The 20130-nt window shown below is 71.3% G+C and carries 16 protein-coding genes; 9 read left to right on the forward strand and 7 right to left on the reverse strand.

Going from position 1 to position 20130, the window contains the following annotated elements:
- Positions 1 to 74 precede the first annotated feature (74 nt).
- The 4 genes from ACZ4IF_RS01395 to ACZ4IF_RS01410 all read left to right on the forward strand — a co-directional run bounded on the left by ACZ4IF_RS01395 (position 75) and on the right by ACZ4IF_RS01410 (position 3893).
- Positions 75 to 515, forward strand: a complete 441-nt coding sequence (locus tag ACZ4IF_RS01395) for a VOC family protein (RefSeq protein WP_467558496.1) — start codon at positions 75 to 77, stop codon at positions 513 to 515.
- A gap of 108 nt (positions 516 to 623) precedes the next feature.
- On the forward strand, positions 624 to 1511 hold the full coding sequence (locus tag ACZ4IF_RS01400) for an alkaline phosphatase family protein (protein ID WP_467558497.1): 888 nt from the start codon (positions 624 to 626) through the stop codon (positions 1509 to 1511).
- Between the two features lies 1 nt (position 1512).
- Positions 1513 to 2874: an MFS transporter gene (locus ACZ4IF_RS01405; RefSeq protein ID WP_467558498.1), complete on the forward strand. Its 1362-nt coding sequence runs from the start codon at positions 1513 to 1515 to the stop codon at positions 2872 to 2874.
- Entirely contained in the window at positions 2871 to 3893 is a 1023-nt protein-coding gene (locus tag ACZ4IF_RS01410; protein WP_467558500.1) for a TolB family protein, read from the forward strand. The genes ACZ4IF_RS01405 and ACZ4IF_RS01410 overlap by 4 nt, the downstream gene beginning before the upstream one ends.
- Positions 3894 to 4112: 219 nt before the next feature.
- Here the strand turns inward: ACZ4IF_RS01410 and ACZ4IF_RS01415 are convergent, their stop codons facing one another.
- Entirely contained in the window at positions 4113 to 6920 is a 2808-nt protein-coding gene (locus ACZ4IF_RS01415) for a SpoIIE family protein phosphatase (protein WP_467558502.1), read from the reverse strand.
- Positions 6921 to 7000: 80 nt separating this feature from the next.
- On the opposite strand from ACZ4IF_RS01415, the gene ACZ4IF_RS01420 reads away from it, so the two are divergent.
- Positions 7001 to 7180 (forward strand): hypothetical protein, encoded by a 180-nt coding sequence (locus ACZ4IF_RS01420; RefSeq protein ID WP_467558504.1) that lies wholly within the window; start codon positions 7001 to 7003, stop codon positions 7178 to 7180.
- Between the two features lie 92 nt (positions 7181 to 7272).
- Here the strand turns inward: ACZ4IF_RS01420 and glnA are convergent, their stop codons facing one another.
- Positions 7273 to 8634: a type I glutamate--ammonia ligase gene (glnA, locus tag ACZ4IF_RS01425; protein WP_028800782.1), complete on the reverse strand. Its 1362-nt coding sequence runs from the start codon at positions 8632 to 8634 to the stop codon at positions 7273 to 7275.
- A gap of 327 nt (positions 8635 to 8961) precedes the next feature.
- On the opposite strand from glnA, the gene ACZ4IF_RS01430 reads away from it, so the two are divergent.
- Positions 8962 to 10149 (forward strand): globin domain-containing protein, encoded by a 1188-nt coding sequence (locus tag ACZ4IF_RS01430; RefSeq protein ID WP_467558507.1) that lies wholly within the window; start codon positions 8962 to 8964, stop codon positions 10147 to 10149.
- A gap of 65 nt (positions 10150 to 10214) precedes the next feature.
- Here ACZ4IF_RS01430 and ACZ4IF_RS01435 read toward each other — a convergent pair whose 3' ends face one another.
- Positions 10215 to 10646 (reverse strand): RrF2 family transcriptional regulator, encoded by a 432-nt coding sequence (locus ACZ4IF_RS01435; RefSeq protein ID WP_467558509.1) that lies wholly within the window; start codon positions 10644 to 10646, stop codon positions 10215 to 10217.
- A 174-nt stretch (positions 10647 to 10820) separates the two neighbouring features.
- Between ACZ4IF_RS01435 and ACZ4IF_RS01440 the strand changes: the two genes are divergently transcribed.
- From ACZ4IF_RS01440 to ACZ4IF_RS01450, 3 genes are all read left to right on the forward strand, one after another.
- On the forward strand, positions 10821 to 11483 hold the full coding sequence (locus ACZ4IF_RS01440) for a DUF3105 domain-containing protein (protein WP_467558511.1): 663 nt from the start codon (positions 10821 to 10823) through the stop codon (positions 11481 to 11483).
- The gene (locus ACZ4IF_RS01445; RefSeq protein WP_467558513.1) at positions 11480 to 12103 is read left to right on the forward strand and encodes a DUF305 domain-containing protein; all 624 of its coding nucleotides are present in this window, start codon (positions 11480 to 11482) and stop codon (positions 12101 to 12103) included. Before ACZ4IF_RS01440 ends, ACZ4IF_RS01445 begins: the two co-directional genes overlap by 4 nt.
- 486 nt (positions 12104 to 12589) lie before the next feature.
- Positions 12590 to 14530 (forward strand): S53 family peptidase, encoded by a 1941-nt coding sequence (locus ACZ4IF_RS01450; protein ID WP_467558515.1) that lies wholly within the window; start codon positions 12590 to 12592, stop codon positions 14528 to 14530.
- A 189-nt stretch (positions 14531 to 14719) separates the two neighbouring features.
- Here the strand turns inward: ACZ4IF_RS01450 and ACZ4IF_RS01455 are convergent, their stop codons facing one another.
- The 4 genes from ACZ4IF_RS01455 to ACZ4IF_RS01470 all read right to left on the reverse strand — a co-directional run bounded on the left by ACZ4IF_RS01455 (position 14720) and on the right by ACZ4IF_RS01470 (position 20030).
- The gene (locus tag ACZ4IF_RS01455; protein WP_467558517.1) at positions 14720 to 16474 is read right to left on the reverse strand and encodes an NAD+ synthase; all 1755 of its coding nucleotides are present in this window, start codon (positions 16472 to 16474) and stop codon (positions 14720 to 14722) included.
- Positions 16475 to 16801: 327 nt separating this feature from the next.
- Positions 16802 to 18019: an MFS transporter gene (locus ACZ4IF_RS01460; RefSeq protein WP_467558519.1), complete on the reverse strand. Its 1218-nt coding sequence runs from the start codon at positions 18017 to 18019 to the stop codon at positions 16802 to 16804.
- 135 nt (positions 18020 to 18154) lie between these two features.
- Positions 18155 to 19192 carry an endonuclease/exonuclease/phosphatase family protein gene (locus ACZ4IF_RS01465; protein WP_467558521.1) on the reverse strand — a complete coding sequence of 346 codons (1038 nt, stop codon included), beginning with the start codon at positions 19190 to 19192 and terminating at the stop codon, positions 18155 to 18157.
- A 217-nt stretch (positions 19193 to 19409) separates the two neighbouring features.
- Entirely contained in the window at positions 19410 to 20030 is a 621-nt protein-coding gene (locus ACZ4IF_RS01470) for a TetR/AcrR family transcriptional regulator (RefSeq protein ID WP_426675740.1), read from the reverse strand.
- Positions 20031 to 20130: the final 100 nt, after the last annotated feature.

Consider the following 20130-nt stretch of genomic DNA (forward strand, 5'->3'; position numbering starts at 1 on the left):
CCAGGGTGGCGCCCCGCGCCGGACTCCGCTTCTGTAGGGGATGCCCGTGCGCTGTACGACAAAGGAGTCACGCCATGGACATGACCCTCGAAGTGATCCTGCTGCCGGTGTCCGACGTGGACCGGGCCAAGGAGTTCTACCGGGACAAGGTCGGGTTCCACGTCGACCTGGACGGCGAGGTGATGGAGGGGGTGCGGATCGTCCAGCTGACTCCGCCCGGCTCGGGGTGCTCCATCGCGCTGGTGGACGGCCTCCAGGTGCCGACCGGGACCCCGCAGCCGGGGACGTACCACGGGATGCAGTTGTGCGTCGCCGACGCCAAGGCCGCGTACGACGAGCTCACGGCCCGCGGCCTCGACGTCAGCGAGCCGGTGGAGTTCGCCCCGCAGGACGGCGCCACGTTCATGTACTTCAAGGACCCGGACGGGAACGGCTGGGCGGTCCAGGAGTACCGGCGGCGCGAGACCGAGCCGCTGCACCGGCTGCTGAGCGAGCTGGCCGCCCGGCGGCAGTAGTTCATCCGCTCTTCACCCCTCGGGTTGGGCCGCGTGAGGCGGGGGAAGGTTGGCGTGTGCATGCTCTGTCCGCACCGCCCCCGTCTCTCCCCCCACCGGAGGTCTGAAGTGTCCGGCAGAAACGTGTACCGCCGCAGCCGTGCCCTCGTGGCGTCGGCCCTCGCCTTCACCGCCGCGGCGGTCGGGCTGTGGACCGGGTTCGGCGGCTCGTCCACCGCCCACGCCGCGGCCGCGGTCCCGACCCCGGACCACGTCGTCGTCGTGGTCTTCGAGAACCACGCCTACAGCCAGGTGATCGGCTCGTCCAGCGCGCCGTACATCAACTCCCTCAAGACGGGAGGCGCGAACCTCTCCCAGTCCTACGCCGAGACCCACCCGAGCCAGCCCAACTACTTCGCCCTGTTCTCCGGCTCCACCCAGGGCATCACCGACGACAGCTGCTACACGCCCGGCTTCTCCTCCGCCCCCAACCTCGCCTCCGAGCTGATCGCGGCGGGCAAGACGTGGGGCAGCTACAACGAGACGCTGCCCAGCCAGGGCTCCACGACGTGCAGCAGCGGCAAGTACGCCCGCAAGCACAACCCGTGGTTCGGCTTCAGCAACGTGCCGACGTCGAGCGCCAGGACGTTCGCGCAGTTCCCGACGGACTACTCGACGCTCCCGCAGGTCTCCTTCGTCGTCCCCAACCTGTGCAGCGACATGCACGACTGCTCGGTGTCCTCCGGCGACACCTGGCTGAAGAACAACCTGGGCGCCTACGCGACCTGGGCCACGACCCACAACAGTCTCCTCGTCGTCACCTTCGACGAGGACAACCGGCTCAGCGGCAACCGCGTCCCGACCGTGCTCTACGGCCAGCAGGTGACCGCCGGTTCCTCGTCCTCCACGACGTTCAACCACTACGACCTGCTGCGCACGCTGGAGGACATGCACGGTCTCCCGCACGCGGGCAACGCCGCCTCGGCCAAGGACATCACCGGCATCTGGACGTCCTGAGATGTACGTGGCGGACAGCCGCGCCGGCACCCCGGAGACCTCGGCGGCGGCGTCCGCGGAAGGCGCCGCCCGGCCCCGGGCCGGGCGGCGCCGTGCCGCGGTCGCACCCACGGTGCTGGCGCTCGGCACGGTCAGTCTGATCACCGACGTCTCCTCGGAGATGGTGACGGCCGTGCTGCCCCTCTACCTGGTGGCGGGCCTCGGCCTGTCCCCGCTGGGCTTCGGACTGCTCGACGGGATCTACAACGGCTTCTCGGCGCTGGTGCGTCTGGTCGGCGGGCACCTGGCCGACCGGGGCGGCGGCCGGCACAAGTGGGTGGCGGGCGCCGGGTACGCGCTGTCGGCGGCCTGCAAGCCCCTGCTGCTGGTGGCGCAGTCCCTGACGCCCATCGGGCTGATCCTGGCCGCCGACCGCACCGGCAAGGGCCTGCGCACCGCCCCGCGCGACGCGCTGATCTCCTTGTCGAGCACTGGGGAGAACCGGGGGCGCGCCTTCGGCGTGCACCGCGCGATGGACACGGCGGGCGCGCTCTTCGGGCCCCTGGTCGCCTTCCTGATCCTGCGGACGACCGTGGACGGCTACGACGCCGTGTTCACGGTGAGCTTCTGCGTGGCCGTGGTCGGTGTGCTGGTGCTGGTGCTGTTCGTGCCGGGGGGTTCCGGCACGGCGGCCGGCTCCGGCACGGGCCTCGACTCCGGCACGGGCGTCGCCACGGAAACCGTCGTGGACGCCGCCGCGGCCGCCGACCGCGGAAAGGCGGCCCCCCGCCCCACGCTCCGCGCCGCCCTCGCTCTCCTGGGCCGGCGTGACCTGCGCCGCATCTCCGTCTGCGCCCTGCTCCTCGGGCTCGCGACCGTCAGCGACTCGTTCGTGTACCTGCTGCTCCAGCGGCGGCTCGGCGTGCCCGACCGGTGGTTCGCGCTGCTGCCGCTCGGCACGGCGGCGGCGTTCCTGCTGCTGGCCGTCCCGCTCGGCCGGCTCGCGGACCGGACCGGCCGGTGGCGGGTGTTCCTGGCGGGCCACGGCGCCCTGCTCGTCGCGTACGGGCTCCTGCTGTCCTCCTGGCACGGGTCGGCCCTGCCGTACGCCGTCCTGGTGCTGCACGGCTCCTTCTACGCGGCGACCGACGGCGTGCTGATGGCTGCCGCCTCGGACAGCGTGCCGAGGGAGCTGCGTTCGTCGGGGCTCGCGCTGGTCCAGACGGGTCAGGCGCTGGCCCGTTTCGCCTGCTCGCTCGGCTTCGGCGCGGCCTGGACGGCGTGGGGCGACCGCACGGCGCTGACCGCGTCGGTCGTGGCGCTGGCGTGCTGCGCCCTGTTCTCGTTCCGGCTCCGTCCCACCCCGCCCGAAGGGCTCGCATGACCCTCCGCACCCGCATCCTGGTCCTGGTCTCCGCGCTGGTCGTCCTGGCGGGCGTCGCCACGGCGTCCGTCCTGCACGCGTCGGCGAGGGCGGACCGCAGGAACCATGCCCGGCCCGGCGGCCCGCGGATCACCACGGGCACGGTGGCGTTGACCGGCGACCGCGGCCGTATGGTCTTCCGGAACATGGCGTGGGGCCCGCACCGCGACGAACTGGCCACGGTCCCGGCGTCCGACCCGTCGGGCCCGCGCACGGTGTCAGGGGTCAAGTGCCTGCGCTTCTACGCGGCGGCGGGCACCGGGGTGTGCCTCCAGGCGGTGCACGGTCCCGTCCAGGACACCTACCGTGCCGTGATCCTCGACGCACGGCTGAAGGAGCGCGCACGCTACGACGTGCCCGGCATCCCGTCCCGTGCCCGGGTCTCCCCCAGCGGCCACTACGCCGCCTGGACGGCATTCGTGGGCGGCGACTCGTACGCGGGCACGAACTTCTCCACCCGCGCGGCCGTCGTCGACACGCGGACGGGGAAGCTGACCGCGTCCCTGGAGGCGTACCGGGTGGTGAAGGACGGCCGGAACTACCACGCGGCGGACGTGAACTTCTGGGGCGTCACCTTCGCCGCCGACGACCGCACGTTCTACGCGACGCTGGCGACGGGCGGGAAGACGTACCTGGTCCGCGGGGACCTGCGCACCCGCACGGTCACCACGCTGCGCACGAACGTCGAATGCCCGTCCCTCTCCCCCGACGGCACCCGTGTCGCCTTCAAGAAGCGGGTCGAGGGCCTCCCGAAGGACGCCCCCTGGCACCTCTACGTCCTCGACCTGCGCACCCGGCGCGAAACCCCGCTCGCCGAGCCCCGCAGCGTCGACGACCAGGCCGTCTGGCGCGACGACGACACCCTCGTCTACGCCCTCCCCGGCGACTACGGCGCCGACCTCTACACCGTCCCGTCGGACGGCACGGGAGCACCACGACGCATCAGCACGGCGGCGGTGTCACCGGCGTACATCGGCTGACGCGCGGGCCCGAACCGGCCCGCCCGGGGAGGCGGGTGGGGCCGCGCGGTGACCGTGCGGGTTCATGCAGGGCCGACAGGCACCCGAGCAGTCGTCATCGGTCGTCGTCGGTCACCGTGGGCCGCCCTTCGACGGCCCACGGACGGCGTTGAACTCACGACTCCTTGGTCCCGGATGAGGCCAGGCAAGGAGTGCGCGTCCCTTTCTCAACGCCTGCTCTCACAGGCCAGGATCATCGAACTGGTCGAGAAGAAAGTCGACCGGGGCGAGGCCCAGGGCGGCGGATGCGCCGTCGTGAAGCGGCTGCTCCGTCCAGATGACCTTGCCGTGAGTGGTGTACCGCGTCCCCCATCGCGGGGCGAACTGCGCCACCAGGAACAGTCCCCGCCCGCCTTCGTCGGTGGTCGCCGCCCGCCGCATGCGCGGTGACGTGCCGCTTCCGTCCGACACCTCGCAGATCAGACAGCGTCCGTGGAGCAGCCGTACGCCGACCGGTGGCGAGCCGTACCGGATCGCGTTCGTGACCAACTCGCTGATGATCAGCTCCGTGGCGAATGCGGTCTCCTCCAGCCCCCACTTCAGCAACGTCTGCCGGCAGCGTGCCCGTACCGAGGGAACCACCGCCGGGTCCGGCGGCACGTCCCACATGGCCACATCCGAGCGCGGGAACCTCCGGGTACGTGCCGTCAACAGCGCGATGTCGTCGGAGGAGTGTGACGGCTTCAACGAGTCGATCACCGCTCGACACGTCTCCTCCGGTGTGCGGCCCCCGGACCCGCTCAACGCCCGGCGCAGTCGCTCCAGTCCGACGTCGATGTCGATGTCGTGGGTACGGTCCTCCACGAGGCCGTCGGTGTACAGCACCAGTTGCGAACCCTCCGGCAGGGACAGTTCCGCGGTCTCGAAGGGGTAGCCGCCCAGGCCGAGCGGTGCCGACGCCGGTACGTCAGGACAGGTGACCGTCCCGTCCACGCGCACCACCACCGGCTCCGGATGCCCCGCACGGGCCATCGTGCAGGCCTCCGTCACCGGGTCGTAGACCGCGTAGAGGCAGGTCGCTCCGGTCACGCCCTCGCCTTCCTGGCCCTCCCGGGCATCGTCCGTGTTCTCCTCGTCGTCCATGCGGACGACCAGGTCGTCCAGGTTCCCGAGCACCTCGTCCACGGGCAGGTCCAGGGTGGAGAAGTTGTGCACCGCGGTGCGCAGCCGGCCCATCGTCGCCGCCGCGTGCAGCCCGTGACCGACGACATCACCCATGACCAGAGCGACGCGAGCGCCCGGAAGCGGGATGACGTCGAACCAGTCCCCGCCCACCCCGGCCTCCGCGGGCATGTACCGCCAGGCCACCTCCAGTGCGTCCTGCTCCGGCAGCCGCCGCGGCAGCAGGCTGCGCTGCAGCGTCACCGCCATCGCGCGCTCCCGGGTGAACCTCCGGGCGTTGTCGATGGCCACCGCCGCCCGCGCGGCCAGTTCCTCCGCGAAGGTGAGGTCATCCGGCTCGAACGCCGCGGAATCCACCGTCCGGTAGAAGTTCGCCACGCCCAGCGTCACGTTCCGCGCCCGCAGGGGCACGGCCACCAGTGAACGCAACCCGCGCTCCAGTGCCCTCATGGCGCGCTCCGGATCTTGTTCCCGCCAGCCCTGTGCCTGCCGCAGGTCCGTCTCGAGCGTCACCCGTCGCTCCTGCAGCGCCCGCATCTGCGGCGTTCGGCGCGAGAACGAGATCATCTGGCCCCGCGGATACACCGGAATCATCCGCCCCTCGCCGCCGATCGCCGCCCGGCGCAGATGCCGCCAGCCCTCCGCCGTGGGCTCCCACCCCCGCAGCACCGCTTCGAGCAGGTCCACCGTCACGAGGTCGGCGAACTGCGGCACCGCCACGTCGGCGAGCTCCTGGGCCGTACGCTCCACGTCCAGCGTGGTCCCGATCCCCACCCCGGCCTCGTACAGCAGCTTCAGCCGCTCCCGCGCGACCTCGGCCCGCCCCGAGACCGCCGCCAGCTCCGTGGTGTCCCGCAGAGTCACCACGCTGCCCTCCGGGTCGGCCTGCGGGTACGTCGGCCGCTTGTTCACCGCCAGCAACCGGTTCCCCGCGAGACGGACCTCATCGGTGACCGCCTCCGGCGACGACAGCAGACGCGTGATCGGCTCCGGCAGTCCCAGCTCCCGCACCGGGCGCCCCCGCAAGTCCGCCGGCAGTCCGAGCAGCCGTGTCGCCTCGTCGTTGGCCATCAGCAGTCGTCCGTCGGCGTCGGTGATCAACAATCCTTCCCGCACCGCGTGCAGGACCGCGTCGTGGTGCCTGTACAGCTCCGCCAGCTCCGCCGGGGCCATGCCGTACGTCTGCCGCCGCAGTCGCCGGGAGACCAGCGTCGTTCCCGTCACGGCCAGCACCAGCGCGGCCGCACCGCTGCCCAGGATGATCGGCAGCTCCGGCAGCCACAGCGCCGCCACGTTCCTGACCGTGATGCCGGCGGAGACCAGGCCCACCACCTTGCCGTGCGAGTCGGTCACCGGGACCACCGCCTGCACGTCCGTCCCCTTGCCCGCGGGCAGCGGCGGCCCGCCGGCCTGCTCGACGACGGTACGGCCGCTCAGCGCCGGTTCGATGGTGCCGACGAACTTCTTCCCGATCTCCCGCGGATAGGGATACGTATAACGGATCCCGTCCGTGTCCATGGCGATGACGAAGTCCACGCCCGCACGCTTCCGCGCCTCCTCGGCCCGAGGCTGGAGCACCGCCGTCGGATCCGGGCTCTGCAGCGCCTCGGCCACGCCAGGAGCACTCGCGAACGACTGCGCCGCGACGATCGACTCCTTGCGCCCCTGCTGCAAGGCGTCATTTGCCGCCTGGAGCACCATGGCCCCCACGGCGGCCACGACCAGCAGGACCACGATCACGACCTGGAGAAGGAACACCTGACCGGCCGCACTGCGCAGGTCCAGCAGGGAGGCGCGACGTGCGCGCGAGCCCCCGACGGGCGGATGACGTTCCGGACCCCGTGGGCGCCCGGAAAATACTTCCATACACCCTTGATAACACCGCTGCGAGGAACCCGACGCACACACAATCGGAGCGTCCACCTGCTGCGGGAACGGGCCGCGTCGTGCCCTGGAGCGCAGAGCGCGTCTTCGCCGTCAGGGCGGCACTGTCGAAGCTCTGTCGCGCGACGGTCGACCTCGAAGGGGGAAGCGGACTCCGGCAGATGGAGATCTCCGACGCACGGGCCCGGAAGGCCGTGGACAGCATGTGCGAGGGCAGCGTTTCCGGGGCCGACGGCCCATAGACGGCCAGGGGCGGTGAGGACAGCCGCGGGGCCCGCGGTCGTCGACCGCGGGCCCCGCGTACGGCGTCACGAAAAGTGCCGCTGATCTGTCCTTACAGCACCGGCAGATTCTTCCGCAGCTCGAACGCGGTCACCTCGGACCGGTACTCCTCCCACTCCGACTTCTTGTTGCGCAGGAAGAAGTCGAAGACGTGTTCACCGAGGGTCTCGGCGACGAGTTCGCTGCGCTGCATGAGGGTGAGGGCCTCGCCGAGGTTCTGCGGGAGGGGCTCGATGCCCATGGCGCGGCGTTCGGCGTCGGAGAGGGCCCAGACGTCGTCGTCGGCGCCCGGCGGCAGCTCGTAGCCCTCTTCGATGCCCTTGAGGCCGGCGGCGAGGAGGAGGGCGTAGGCCAGGTAGGGGTTGGCGCCGGAGTCGAGGGAGCGGACCTCGACGCGGGCCGAGCCGGTCTTGCCGGGCTTGTACATGGGGACGCGGACCAGTGCGGACCGGTTGTTGTGGCCCCAGCAGATGTACGAGGGCGCCTCGCCGCCGGCGCCGGCGGTGCGCTCGGAGCCGCCCCAGATGCGCTTGTAGGAGTTGACCCACTGGTTGGTGACGGCGGAGATCTCCGCGGCGTGCCGGAGCAGGCCCGCGATGAAGGAGCGGCCGACCTTGGAGAGCTGGTACTCCGAGCCGGACTCGTAGAAGGCGTTGCGGTCGCCCTCGAAGAGGGAGAGGTGGGTGTGCATGCCGCTGCCCGGGTACTCCGAGAACGGCTTCGGCATGAAGGTGGCCTGCACACCCTGCTCCAGCGCGACCTGCTTCATGATCAGCCGGAAGGTCATGATGTTGTCGGCGGTGGAGAGCGCGTCGGCGTAGCGCAGGTCGATCTCCTGCTGGCCAGGGGCGCCCTCGTGGTGGCTGAACTCGACCGAGATGCCCATCGACTCCAGCATCGTGATGGCCTGGCGACGGAAGTCCTGGCCGACGTTCTGCGGGGTGTGGTCGAAGTAGCCGGAGTTGTCGGCGGGGGTGGGCCGCGAGCCGTCCAGCGGGCGGTCCTTCAGCAGGAAGAACTCGATCTCCGGGTGGGTGTAGAAGGTGAAGCCCAGGTCGGAGGTCTTGGCCAGGGCCCGCTTGAGGACGTAGCGCGGGTCGGCGAAGGACGGGGAGCCGTCCGGCATGAGGATGTCGCAGAACATGCGGGCGGTGCCGGGGGCCTCCGCGCGCCAGGGCAGGACCTGGAAGGTGGAGGGGTCCGGCTTGGCGATCATGTCGGACTCGTAGACGCGGGCGAAGCCCTCGATCGCGGAGCCGTCGAAGCCGATGCCCTCGTCGAAGGCCTGTTCCAGCTCGGCCGGGGCCACGGCCACCGACTTGAGGAAGCCGAGCACGTCCGTGAACCACAGACGTACGAACCGGATGTCCCGCTCCTCCAGGGTCCGGAGCACGAACTCCTGCTGCTTGTCCATCTTCCGCTTCCACCCATCCTTGCTGGTCAGGCCGCCTGCTCCCACGTCCCGGGGACGATCGGGGCACCTGAGCATCCCACCACAACACCATTTCGTGCGCGTTGCGGACCATGATCGCCCGGGCGACCCCGGTCTGAACGCCTCGCGTACGGCAGGTGTCCTGCTCTGGGCCCATCTTGCCTGTTCGGCCGCCTCTCTGAAATGGCCGACCCCCGCCTCCTCCCGCTTCCCTTTTAATTTGCATCTCAGATGCAAGTTTTACTACCGTGCGGGGCAGACAAGGGGGGCCGCGGCCCACCCTCCCGCCTCTCCCCCCGAGGAGCCCTGATGCTGTCCGAACAGTCCACCGCCACCGTGCGCGCCACCCTCCCCGCCGTCGGAGCCGCCATCGGAGAGATCACCGAGCGCTTCTACGCCGGACTGTTCGCCGCCCACCCCGACCTGCTGCGCGACCTCTTCAACCGCGGCAACCAGGCCGCCGGCACCCAGCGCCAGGCGCTGGCCGGCTCCATCGCCGCGTTCGCCACGTACCTGGTGGAGCACCCGGACGAGCGCCCGGACGCGATGCTCCAGCGCATCGCCCACAAGCACGCCTCCCTGGGCGTCGCGCCCGAGCAGTACGCGGTCGTCCACGAGCACCTGTTCGCGGCCATCGCCGGGGTGCTCGGCGACGCGGTGACCCCCGAGGTCGCGGCGGCCTGGGACGAGGTCTACTGGCTGATGGCGAACGCCCTCGTCGCCATCGAGCGGCGCCTGTACGACGAGCGGGACGGCGGCGGCTGGCGCGAGTGGGAGGTCGTCGACCGGGTCGAGGAGACCGCGGACGTCGCGACCTTCCGGCTGCGCCCTGTCGACGGCGGGCCGGTGCCGGACTTCCGCCCGGGGCAGTACGTCTCGGTGCGCGTCGAGCTGCCGGACGGCGCCCGTCAGATACGTCAGTACAGCCTCTCCAGCGCCCCGGGCTCACCCGTGCGCCAGATCGGTGTGAAGCGCGTACACGGGGGCGCCGCGCCCGACGGCGAGGTCTCCAACCACCTCCACGCGCGCGTGCACGCAGGCGGCAGGCTGTGGCTCTCCGCCCCGTACGGCGATCTGGTGCTGGAAGCCGACGACACGCCGCTCCTGCTCGCCTCGGCCGGGATCGGCGTGACTCCGATGATCGCGATGCTGGAGCAGCTCGCGGACACCGGGCACGGCACTCCGGTCACCGTGGTGCACGCGGACCGCTCACCGGCCGAGCACGCCCTGCGCGCCGACCACGAGGCGTACGCGGGCAAGCTGCCGGACGCGGCCGTCCACTTCTGGTACGAGCGCCCGGAGCCGGGGCACCCTGCCGACCGCACGGGCTTCGTCGACCTCTCCGGGGTGGCGGTCCTGCCGGGCACCCGGGCTTACCTGTGCGGCCCGCTGCCCTTCATGCGCAGGGTGCGGGAGCAGCTCCTCGAGAAGGGCGTGGCGGCCGCCGACATCCACTACGAGGTGTTCGGGCCCGACCTGTGGCTCGCCCACGGCTGAACCGACGATCAGCGGACGGCGAGGCGGCCGGCGCCGGAAGGTGCCGGCCGTCGTCGCGGGGCCGGTCAGCGCCGGGAGATGCCGAGCAGCACGGGCCCGGTCGGCGCGGCGACCATGTCCGCGACGGTGAGCGGGTCCAGCGAGGCGTAGAACGCCTCCTGGGCCCGCTTGAGCGCACCCCGCAGGCGGCAGGCGGAGTTCAGCGGGCAGGGCACGGCCCCCTCGCACTCGACGACGTCCCCGTCCCCCTCGAAGGCGCGGACGACGCCGCCGACCGAGGCCGAGAGTCCCGCCTCGGTGAGCGCGAGGCCCCCGCCCCGGCCGCGGCGGGCCGCCAGCAGCCCCAGGTGCTGGAGCTCGGCGACGACCTTCGCGGCATGTGTGTACGGCACGTCCATGTCCTCGGCGACCTCACGGGTCGTGGGAGTGGCCCCGTCCGCGACGGCGAGCCGCATCAGGACGCGCAGAGCAAGGTCGGTGGATCGCAGCAGCCGCATACCGCGAGCGTAAATAATGCGCATCCGAGGTTCAAATTATCGGGACGAAAGCCGCCCGTGCACCGGCCCGAAGGCCACTTGTTCGGTCATTCCTGTGGCCCGCTCTGCATACGCGCCCGTCTCCCCCACTACGATCAGCGGACCGACCGTCCCATTCCCCCATAAGGACTCGCCATGGGTTCCGCCAAGAACACCAGCACCGCCTCGCGCAAGGCGCGCATAGAGGAGCTGCGCCGTGCCGAGCGCGCCCGTGAGCGGCGCAACCGGATCCTCACGATCACCGCGAGCGTGGTCGTCGTCGCCGGACTCGTCGTCGGCGGCGTCGTCCTCGTGAAATCGCAGTCCGACAAGAACGACACGGCGAGCGACTCGAAGACGGCGGGCCATTTCGTCACCGGCAAGGACGGCGTGCAGACCTGGCAGGGCACGCTGGCCCGCAACCACGTCTCCAAGACCGTGAAGTACCCGATGGAGCCGCCGGTCGGCGGTGACCACAACCAGGTCTGGATGAACTGCAACGGCGACGTCTACACCAAGGCGGTCGACAACATGAACGCCGTGCACTCGCTGGAGCACGGCGCCGTCTGGGTGACGTACAACAGCAAGGCGTCGGACGCGGACGTGAAGGCCCTCGCGGCGAAGGTCAAGAAGACCCCGTACACGCTGATGAGCCCCGTCGACGACCAGAAGGACCCGATCATGCTCAGCGCCTGGGGCAAGCAGCGCACGGTGACGGGCGCGAGCGACCCGAACGTCGACAAGTTCTTCTCGGAGTTCGTGCAGGGCAAGCAGACGCCCGAGCCGGGCGCCGCCTGCACCAACGGTCTGTCGCAGTGAGGCAGGTCGGCTGGATCGCGGGAACCGCGGCGGCCGTGCTCGTCGCGGGCGGGGCGATCACGTACGCGGTGGCCCAGGACGACGGCTCGAACACCGGTGTGCCCGCCGCCGACTCCGCCGACGCGGGCTTCGCGCGCGACATGGCGGTCCATCACCAGCAGGCCGTCGAGATGTCGTACATCGTGCGCGACCGCACCAAGGACACCGAGGTACGGCGCCTCGCGTACGACATCGCGCAGACGCAGGCCAATCAGCGCGGCATGCTGATCGGCTGGCTCGACCTGTGGGAGCTGCCGAAGGTCTCCGCGGACGCTCCCATGACCTGGATGGGCATGGGCGACATGGCCTCCGGCGAGGACGGTGCGCTGATGCCCGGCATGGCCACCGACGCGGAGATGAAGAAGCTGGGCACGCTGAACGGCAAGCAGGCGGAGATCTTCTACCTCCAGCTGATGACCGACCACCACAAGGGCGGCATCCACATGGCCGAGGGCTGTGCCGCGAAGTGCAAGGTCGGTGTGGAGAAGAAGCTCGCGCAGGGCATGGTCGACGCCCAGCAGTCGGAGATCCGGCTGATGGCCGACATGCTCAAGGCGCGCGGCGCGAAGGCGCGCGACTAGGACGTGTGCGGGCCGGCCCCGGGGCGCTCCGAGCTCCGGGACCGGCCCCGGGTCGGGGCGGGCGCCCCGGCGCGACCGGAGCCCGTCGTCGGCAGCCCCCTCGCGCGCTGACGGCCCGTCAATTGCGCAGCTCCGCACGAGCGCACCGGAACTCCGTGCGCCCGGCCGGTCCGCCGCGCCCGAACCCCTGAATCGGGCAACCGGTCCCGTGCCTACACATGGCCGGGGCCTTTTCACAACAACTCGTCATGGAACCGAGGGAAAACCCTCGATTCTCCCAGGAAGCCTGCCGCAAATCATCCCAAACAGCCGCGAATCCCGGCCACTTGGGGTTTCCTTGGCCTTTCCATTCCCCTGGCATGAACGGTTCATCGCCAGAGTGGCCCCCATCGTGTGATCCATTACCCGCCACCTCCTCAGGCGCGGGCAACCACGTGTTTCACCGAAAGACCACTACATGCGACGAACCGCATCGCAGGGGGTTCTATGAGATCCAATCGCGCCAAGACGCGCGCCGGGGTGAGCATGGCGGCGACACTGCCACTGCTCGCCGGCGCGCTGGCGCTCGGCATACCCGCGGCCCACGCCGCGGACGGCCCGAGCCGGGACACCCTCGCGGGCACCAAGCCCGCCTGGGCGACGGCGAAGGCGGACAAGGGGGCCACGTCCGACGGCTCCCAGGTCTCCGCCCGGGTCTACCTCGCCGGCCGGAACGCCTCCGGTCTGGCCGCGTACGCCAAGGCCGTGTCCGACCCGGACTCGGCCTCGTACGGCAAGTACCTGAGCGCCAAGCAGGCGCAGGCGCGCTTCGGCGCCACCAAGGCCCAGGTCACCGCGGTGACCTCGTGGCTGAAGTCGGCCGGCCTGAAGGTCACCGGCACCACACGGCACTACGTCTCCGTGACCGGTGACGTGGCCGCCGCCGAGAAGGCCTTCGGCACCCAGCTGCACAACTACGCCAAGGGTGCGAAGACCTACCGGGCGCCGTCGAAGACGGCCTCCGCCCCGGCCGCCCTGAACGGCGCCGTCCTGACCGTCACCGGCCTGGACAACGCGCCGCACAAGGCGACGCACGCCGACCAGCTGCCGCCCCCGGACGCGGTGTTCAAGAACTCCGGGCCGTTCTCCTCGTACTACGGCTCGAACGTCGCGAGCACCCTGCCGAGCGCCTACGGCAAGACGATCCCGTACGCGGTCAAGGGCTACACGGGCAAGCAGCTGCGTGCCGCCTACGGCGCGGGCAAGCGCACCGGCAAGGGGGTGCGGGTCGCCATCACCGACGCGTACGCCTCGCCGACCATCGCCTTCGACGCGGCCACCTACGCCGGCAAGCACGGTGACGCGACGTACAGCAGCGGCCAGTTGCGTCAGGTGCTGCCGAAGAAGTACACGAAGACCGAGGAGTGCGGAGCCGCCGGCTGGTACGGCGAGGAGACCCTCGACGTCGAGGCCGTGCACGCCGTCGCGCCGGACGCGAGCATCACCTACGTGGGTGCCGCCTCCTGCTACGACGACGATCTGCTCGACTCGCTGAACAAGATCGTCGACGGGCACCTGGCCGACATCGTCTCCAACTCGTGGGGCGACATCGAGGCCAACGAGACGCCGGACATCGCGGCCGCCTACGACCAGGTCTTCCAGTTCGGCGCCGTCCAGGGCATCGGCTTCTACTTCTCCTCCGGCGACAACGGCGACGAGGTCGCCAACACCGGTACGAAGCAGGTCGACACCCCGGCCAACTCGGCGTGGGTGACGGCTGTCGGCGGCACCTCGCTGGCGGTCGGCAAGGGCGACTCGTACCTGTGGGAGACCGGCTGGGGCACCCAGAAGGCCGGCCTGTCGGCCGACGGGAAGAGCTGGGACGCGTTCCCGGGCGCGTTCACCTCGGGTGCGGGCGGCGGCACGAGCAAGACCGTGGCGCAGCCGTACTACCAGAAGGGTGTCGTCCCGAACGCGCTCGCCACGGCGAACAACCCCGCGGGCAACCGGGTCGTCCCGGACATCGCGGCGATCGCCGACCCCAACACCGGTTTCAAGGTCGGCCAGACGCAGACCTTCCCGGACGGGACCGAGCAGTACAGCGAGTACCGCATCGGCGGCACCTCGCTCGCCGCTCCGGTGATCGCGGGCGTGCAGGCCCTGGCCCAGGAGGCGCGCGGCGGCAAGGCGATCGGCTTCGCCAACCCGTCGATCTACGCCAAGTACGGCTCGAAGGCGTACCACGACGTCACGGACACCCCCACGGGGTCCGGGCTCGCCGTGGCACGTGTCGACTTCGCGAACGGCTTCGACGCGGCCGACGGTGTGCTCACCTCCGTCCGCAGTCTCGGCAAGGACAGCTCGCTGAAGGCCGTGAAGGGCTACGACGACGTCACCGGCGTGGGCTCGCCCGCCCCGGGCTACGTCGAGTCGTACAACCGTCACTGACGGACCGTCATCACGGGTGCGCCCGCTCCTCCCGTCTCTTCGGGAGGAGCGGGCGCGCGCGTTTGTCCTGTCCGTCCGGGAGGACCGGGCGCGGGTGTTCGCCCGGTCCCTCCGGGAGGAGCGGGCGCGGGTGTTGGCCCGGTTGCCGGGCCCGCCCGGTGCCGCGCGGGGGCCTCGCCCCGCCGCGGGTCACGCGTGCTCGCGCCAGCCGTTGGTGATGGGCAGCCGGCGGTCCTTGCCGAAGCCCTTCGCGGAGATCTTGGTGCCCGGCGGGTACTGGCGCCGCTTGTACTCCGCCGTGTCGACCATGCGGAGCGTCTTCACCACGAGCTCCCGGTCGAAGCCGGCCGCCACGATGGTGTCGGCTCCCTCGTCCCGGTCCACGTACCGCTCCAGGATCGCGTCCAGGACGGGATAGTCGGGCAGCGAGTCCGTGTCGACCTGGCCCGGCCGCAGCTCGGCGCTCGGCGGCTTGGTGAGGGAGCTCTCCGGGATCGGCGGCGTCTGCCCGCGCTCGGCCGCCGCCCGGTTGCGCCACTCGGCGAGCCGGAAGACGGACGTCTTGTACACGTCCTTGATGGGCCCGTACGCGCCGACGGAGTCGCCGTACAGGGTGGAGTAGCCCACGGCCAGCTCGGACTTGTTGCCGGGCGCCAGGACGATGTGCCCCTCCTGGTTGGAGACGGCCATGAGCATCGTGCCCCGCAGCCGCGACTGGAGGTTCTCCTCGGCCAGGCCCGTCAGCCCCAGCGACGACATGTAGGCGTCGAACATCGGCTCGATCGGCACGGTGCGGAAGTTCAGCCCCGTGCGCCGCGCCAGTTCGGCCGCGTCCCCCTTGGAGTGGTCCGAGGAGTACTTCGACGGCATCGACACGCCGTACACGTTCCGCGCGCCGACCGCGTCGCACGCGATGGCGGCGACGAGCGCCGAGTCGATGCCTCCGGACAGGCCGACCAGCACGGAACGGAAACCATTCTTCGCCACGTAGGCGCGCAGGCCGACGACGAGCGCCGAGTACACCTCCTCGTCGTCGTCGAGCCGCTCGGCGTAGCCCCCCGTCAGCTCCACCTCGTAGGGCGGCAGCGGCTCCTCGGAGACGACCAGCCGCTCGATGCGCAGCCCGTCGTCGACGACGCCCGTCACGGGCTCCGCGGCCCCGGCCGGCAGTTCCAGGTCCAGGACGACGCATCCTTCCGCGAACTGCGGTGCCCGTGCGACGACTTCACCGTCCCGGTCCACGACGATCGAGTCGCCGTCGAAGACGAGCTCGTCCTGTCCGCCGATCATGGCGAGGTAGGCGGTGGTGCAGCCCGCCTCCTGGGCCCGCTTGCGCACCAGCTCCAGACGCGTGTCGTCCTTGTCGCGCTCGTACGGGGAGGCGTTGACGGACAGCAGCAGGCCGGCCCCGGCGGAGCGGGCGGCGGGGACGCGCCCGCCGTCCTGCCAGAGGTCCTCGCAGATGGCGAGGGCGATATCGATGCCGTGCACCCGTACGACCGGCATGGTGTCGCCGGGCACGAAGTACCGGAACTCGTCGAACACGCCGTAGTTCGGGAGGTGGTGCTTGGCGAAGGTCAGCGCCACCCGGCCGCCGTGCAGCACGGCGGCGGCGTTCTGCGGGGCGCCGGCCGGCTGGCCGTACTTCGGCTGCGCCGTCTCGGACCGGTCGAGGTAGCCGACGATCACCGGCAGCTCCCCGAATCCCTCGTCGGCCAGGCGGGCGGCGAGCGAGTGCAGCGCCGCGCGGGAGGCCTCGACGAAGGACGACCGCAGGGCCAGGTCCTCCACGGGATACCCGGTCAGCACCATCTCGGGGAACGCCACCAGGTGCGCTCCCTGCTCGGCGGAGTGCCGGGTCCAACGGACGATCGCCTCGGCGTTGGCGGCGATGTCGCCGACCGTCGAGTCGATCTGATTCAGAGCGAGGCGTAGTTGAGGCACGGGGCCAGTCTAATCGTCAGAGCGACGCAATGGGGTGTGTGCCGCCCCACTTGCGCCCGACGGCCGGTGCTGTCGACCCGGCCGCCACCCGAACTCGGCCCCGCCGGCACCCGGGGCTCCGCCCGTGCATCCCCGGATCGGCCTGAACGGCCTCGTCCTCAAGCGCCGGACGGGCTGAAGACCTCCCGCCCGGCGACAACGGGTACCACCGGGCGGCGAAGAATCAGCCCCTCCGGCGCTCGAGGAGCGGGGTCCGGGGCGGAGCCCCGGGGACGGGACGGGCAGGGGCAGAGGGGGCGAATCCCGGAGGGGGACCGCCCGCCCCGGTCAGCCGGAGACACGCTCCGTGGCCGACGGTACGTGCCCGGCGACGAGCCGTCCGGCGGACGCGACGGCCCGGGAGGCCGGCGCCCGTCGCCGGTCCACGCCGTACGCGACCCCGGCGACGACGAGCCCGAGCACCGCGAGCCCCGCCCCGGCGACCGCGGGAGATGTCACGCCGAATCCGGCGGCCAGGGCGAGCCCGCCGATCCACGCGCCACCGGCGTTGGCGAGGTTGAACGCGGCCTGGTTGGCGGAGGACGCGAGGGACGGCGCGGCGGCGGCCTTCTCCATGACCATCAACTGGAGGGGCGAGCCGGTGACGAACGCGGCGACGCCGAGGAGGGTGACCCCGACGGCCGCGCTCCACTGGGCGCCCATGAGGGCCGGGAAGAGCGCGAGGACGACGACGAGGGACGCCAGGCCGCCGAAGAGCGTGCCGCGCAGCGAGTGGTCGGCGAGGCGTCCGCCGACGAGGTTGCCGACGGTCGCGCCGACACCGAAGAGGGCGAGCAGCAGGGTGACGCTGCCCTCGGCGTACCCGGCGGAGTCCATGAGCATGGGCGTGACGTAGCTGTACGCGGAGAACAGCGCCCCGAAGCCCGCCACGGTGGTGCCGAGCGCCAGCCAGACGGGCAGAGAGCGCAGCGCGGCGAGCTCGCCGCGCAGACCGCCCGCGGGGGCGTGCGGGATGAGCAGCAGCAGCGAGGCGATGGCGGCGACACCGATGACGCTGACGCCGAGGAAGGCGGCACGCCAGCCGAGGTGCTGTCCCACGAGCGTGGCGGCGGGGACTCCGGCGATGTTGGCGACGGTCAGGCCGAGGAACATCAGGGAGACGGAGCGCGCCTTGCGCTCGGGGGCGACCATGCCGGTGGCGACGACGGCGCCGACGCCGAAGAAGGCGCCGTGCGGCAGTCCGCTGAGGAAGCGGGCGGCGAGCAGCCAGTGCTCGTCGGGGGCGAGGGCGGAGAGGGCGTTGCCCGCGACGAAGAGGCCCATGAGGGCGATCAGGACCTTGCGGCGGGGCAGCCGGCTGGTGGCCGCGGCGAGCAGCGGGGCGCCGATGACGACGCCGAGGGCGTACGCGGAGACGAGGTGACCGGCGGCGGGGATGGAGATGTGCAGGTCGTCCGCGACGTCGGGGAGCAGCCCCATCATCACGAACTCGGTGGTACCGATGCCGAAGGCGCCCACGGCTAGGGCGAGCAGGGCCAGGGGCATGGAGGGGCCTTTCACGAGCGGGGTGGTGGAGCGGTGCGCCGCGCGGGTGCTGCTCCGTAGGTATGTCGCCGCCCGTGCACGGGCAGCATAAGTTCAGCTACGGAACAAAGTAGCTCAGGCCCAGTATTCCCGGGGTTACGACGCCGATTCGTCGATCTTGACGCGGGCGGCGATCGGCAGGTGGTCGCTGCCGGTCTCGGGCAGGGTCCAGGAGGTCACCGGTTCGACGCCCTTGACCATGATCTGGTCGATGCGGGCCATCGGGAACGACGCCGGCCAGCTGAACCCGAAGCCGCTGCCCGCCGCGCCCTGGGTGGAGCGCATCTGCGCGGTGACGGCGTTCAGGGCACGGTCGTTCATCGTGCCGTTGAGGTCGCCGAGCAGGACGACCCGCGTCAGACGCTCGTCGGCGATGGCCTCGCCCAGCGCGTCGGCGCTCTTGTCGCGCTGGCGTGCGGTGAACCCCGCCTCCATCTTCACCCGCACCGAGGGCAGGTGGGCGACGTACACGGCGACCTGCCCGGCCGGCGCGTCCACCGTCGCCCGCATCGCGCGCGTCCAGCCCAGCTTGATGTCGACGGGCCGGGAGCCGGTCAGCGGGTACTTGCTCCACAGTCCGACGGTGCCCTGCACGGAGTGGTACTTGTACGTCGACGCGAGCGCCTTCTCGTAGACCGGGACCGCGGAGGCGGTCAGCTCCTCCAGGGCCAGCACGTCGGCGCCGGAGGAGGCCACGTCGCGGGCGGTGCCGGACGGGTCCGGGTTCTCGGCGTTGACGTTGTGGGTGGCGACGGTGAGGTCGCCGCCGGTGCCGGTCTTGTCGGTGAGCAGTCCGCCGAACAGGTTCAGCCAGACGATCGCGGGCAGCAGCACGGCGATCAGGGCGGTGACGGACTTCCGCAGCAGGCCGAGGACCAGCAGGACCGGGACGAACACGCCGAGCCACGGCAGGAACGTCTCTGTGAGGCTGCCGAGGTTGCCGATGCGGTTGGGGATCTGCGCGTGCAGCAGCATCACCAGGGCGAGGAACACCGCGAAAGCGGCGAGGAGGATGCCGCGGCGCCAGATGCCCCGGTCGCCGCGCCAGCCGTCGAGCAGGCGCCGAAGGCGGGACCCTCTGCGGTCCGGCCCCTGGCCGCCGCTTCCCGTCTCCGTCATATACGCCTGCGCCATACCGTCGCCTCACAAACTGCCGCGCGCACCGTCTGCCCCTCGGCTACGACCCTAGGGGATGATCGGCGTCGTTCCTGCCGCCCGGGGGCGGCCGTACGGGCAAGGGGACGTACAACTTCGCGTCCGGAGTTCCGGATGGGGACGCGGATCGCGTCCTCTGTGACGAAACGCGCACATTCGACCCGTCAGGAACCGGGCCCGTCAGAAACGATGCGGACTACGGCCGGTCGGGACGCAGCCCCTCCAGCACCGTGTCGACGATCCGCTCCGCGAGGTCCTCGGGGAGTTCCGTCTCCGGGCGCATCACGGCCCGCACGAGCATGGGTCCGACGAACAGGTCGTTGAGCAACTCGATGTCGAGGTCCGTGCGCAGTTCACCGTTGCGCTGGCCGCGCCGCAGCACCTCGTAACCCAGCTGGCGCCGCGGCGCTATGACGGTCGCGTCGTAGGCGGCCCAGAGTTTCGGGCTGCTCTTCATCTGCGCGTGGACGTTGTGCAGGATCGCCGACGAGCGGTTGAGCAGGCCGCGTTGACGCAGCGACTCGAGCAGCACGATCAGGTCGTCGCGCATCGAGGTGCCGGGGAGGTCGGGATCGGGGGGTTCGGCGGCGCGCAGGACGTCGACGAACAGCTCCTCCTTGCCGCTCCAACGGCGGTAGATGGTCGCCTTGCCGACGCCCGCCGTACGCGCGATGCGCTCGATGGAGAGCTCGCCGAGCGGCACACCGTCCTCCAGGAGCTTCATCACACCCTCCAGGATGGCGCGCTCCACGGCCTCGCTTCGGGGACGTCCCCGGGTGGGCCCCCCGTGCCTGGGTCGGCTGTGCGCGAGGCTCACGTCGAACTCCGTTCCCTTCGTTGACCTGGTCCCATTCTCCCCGGTGCACGCGATTCGCGGGCACCCGGTGCCAGGATGCCCACGAATCGGTGCGACGGCG

This window comes from Streptomyces sp. NPDC025784, from assembly GCF_055558435.1.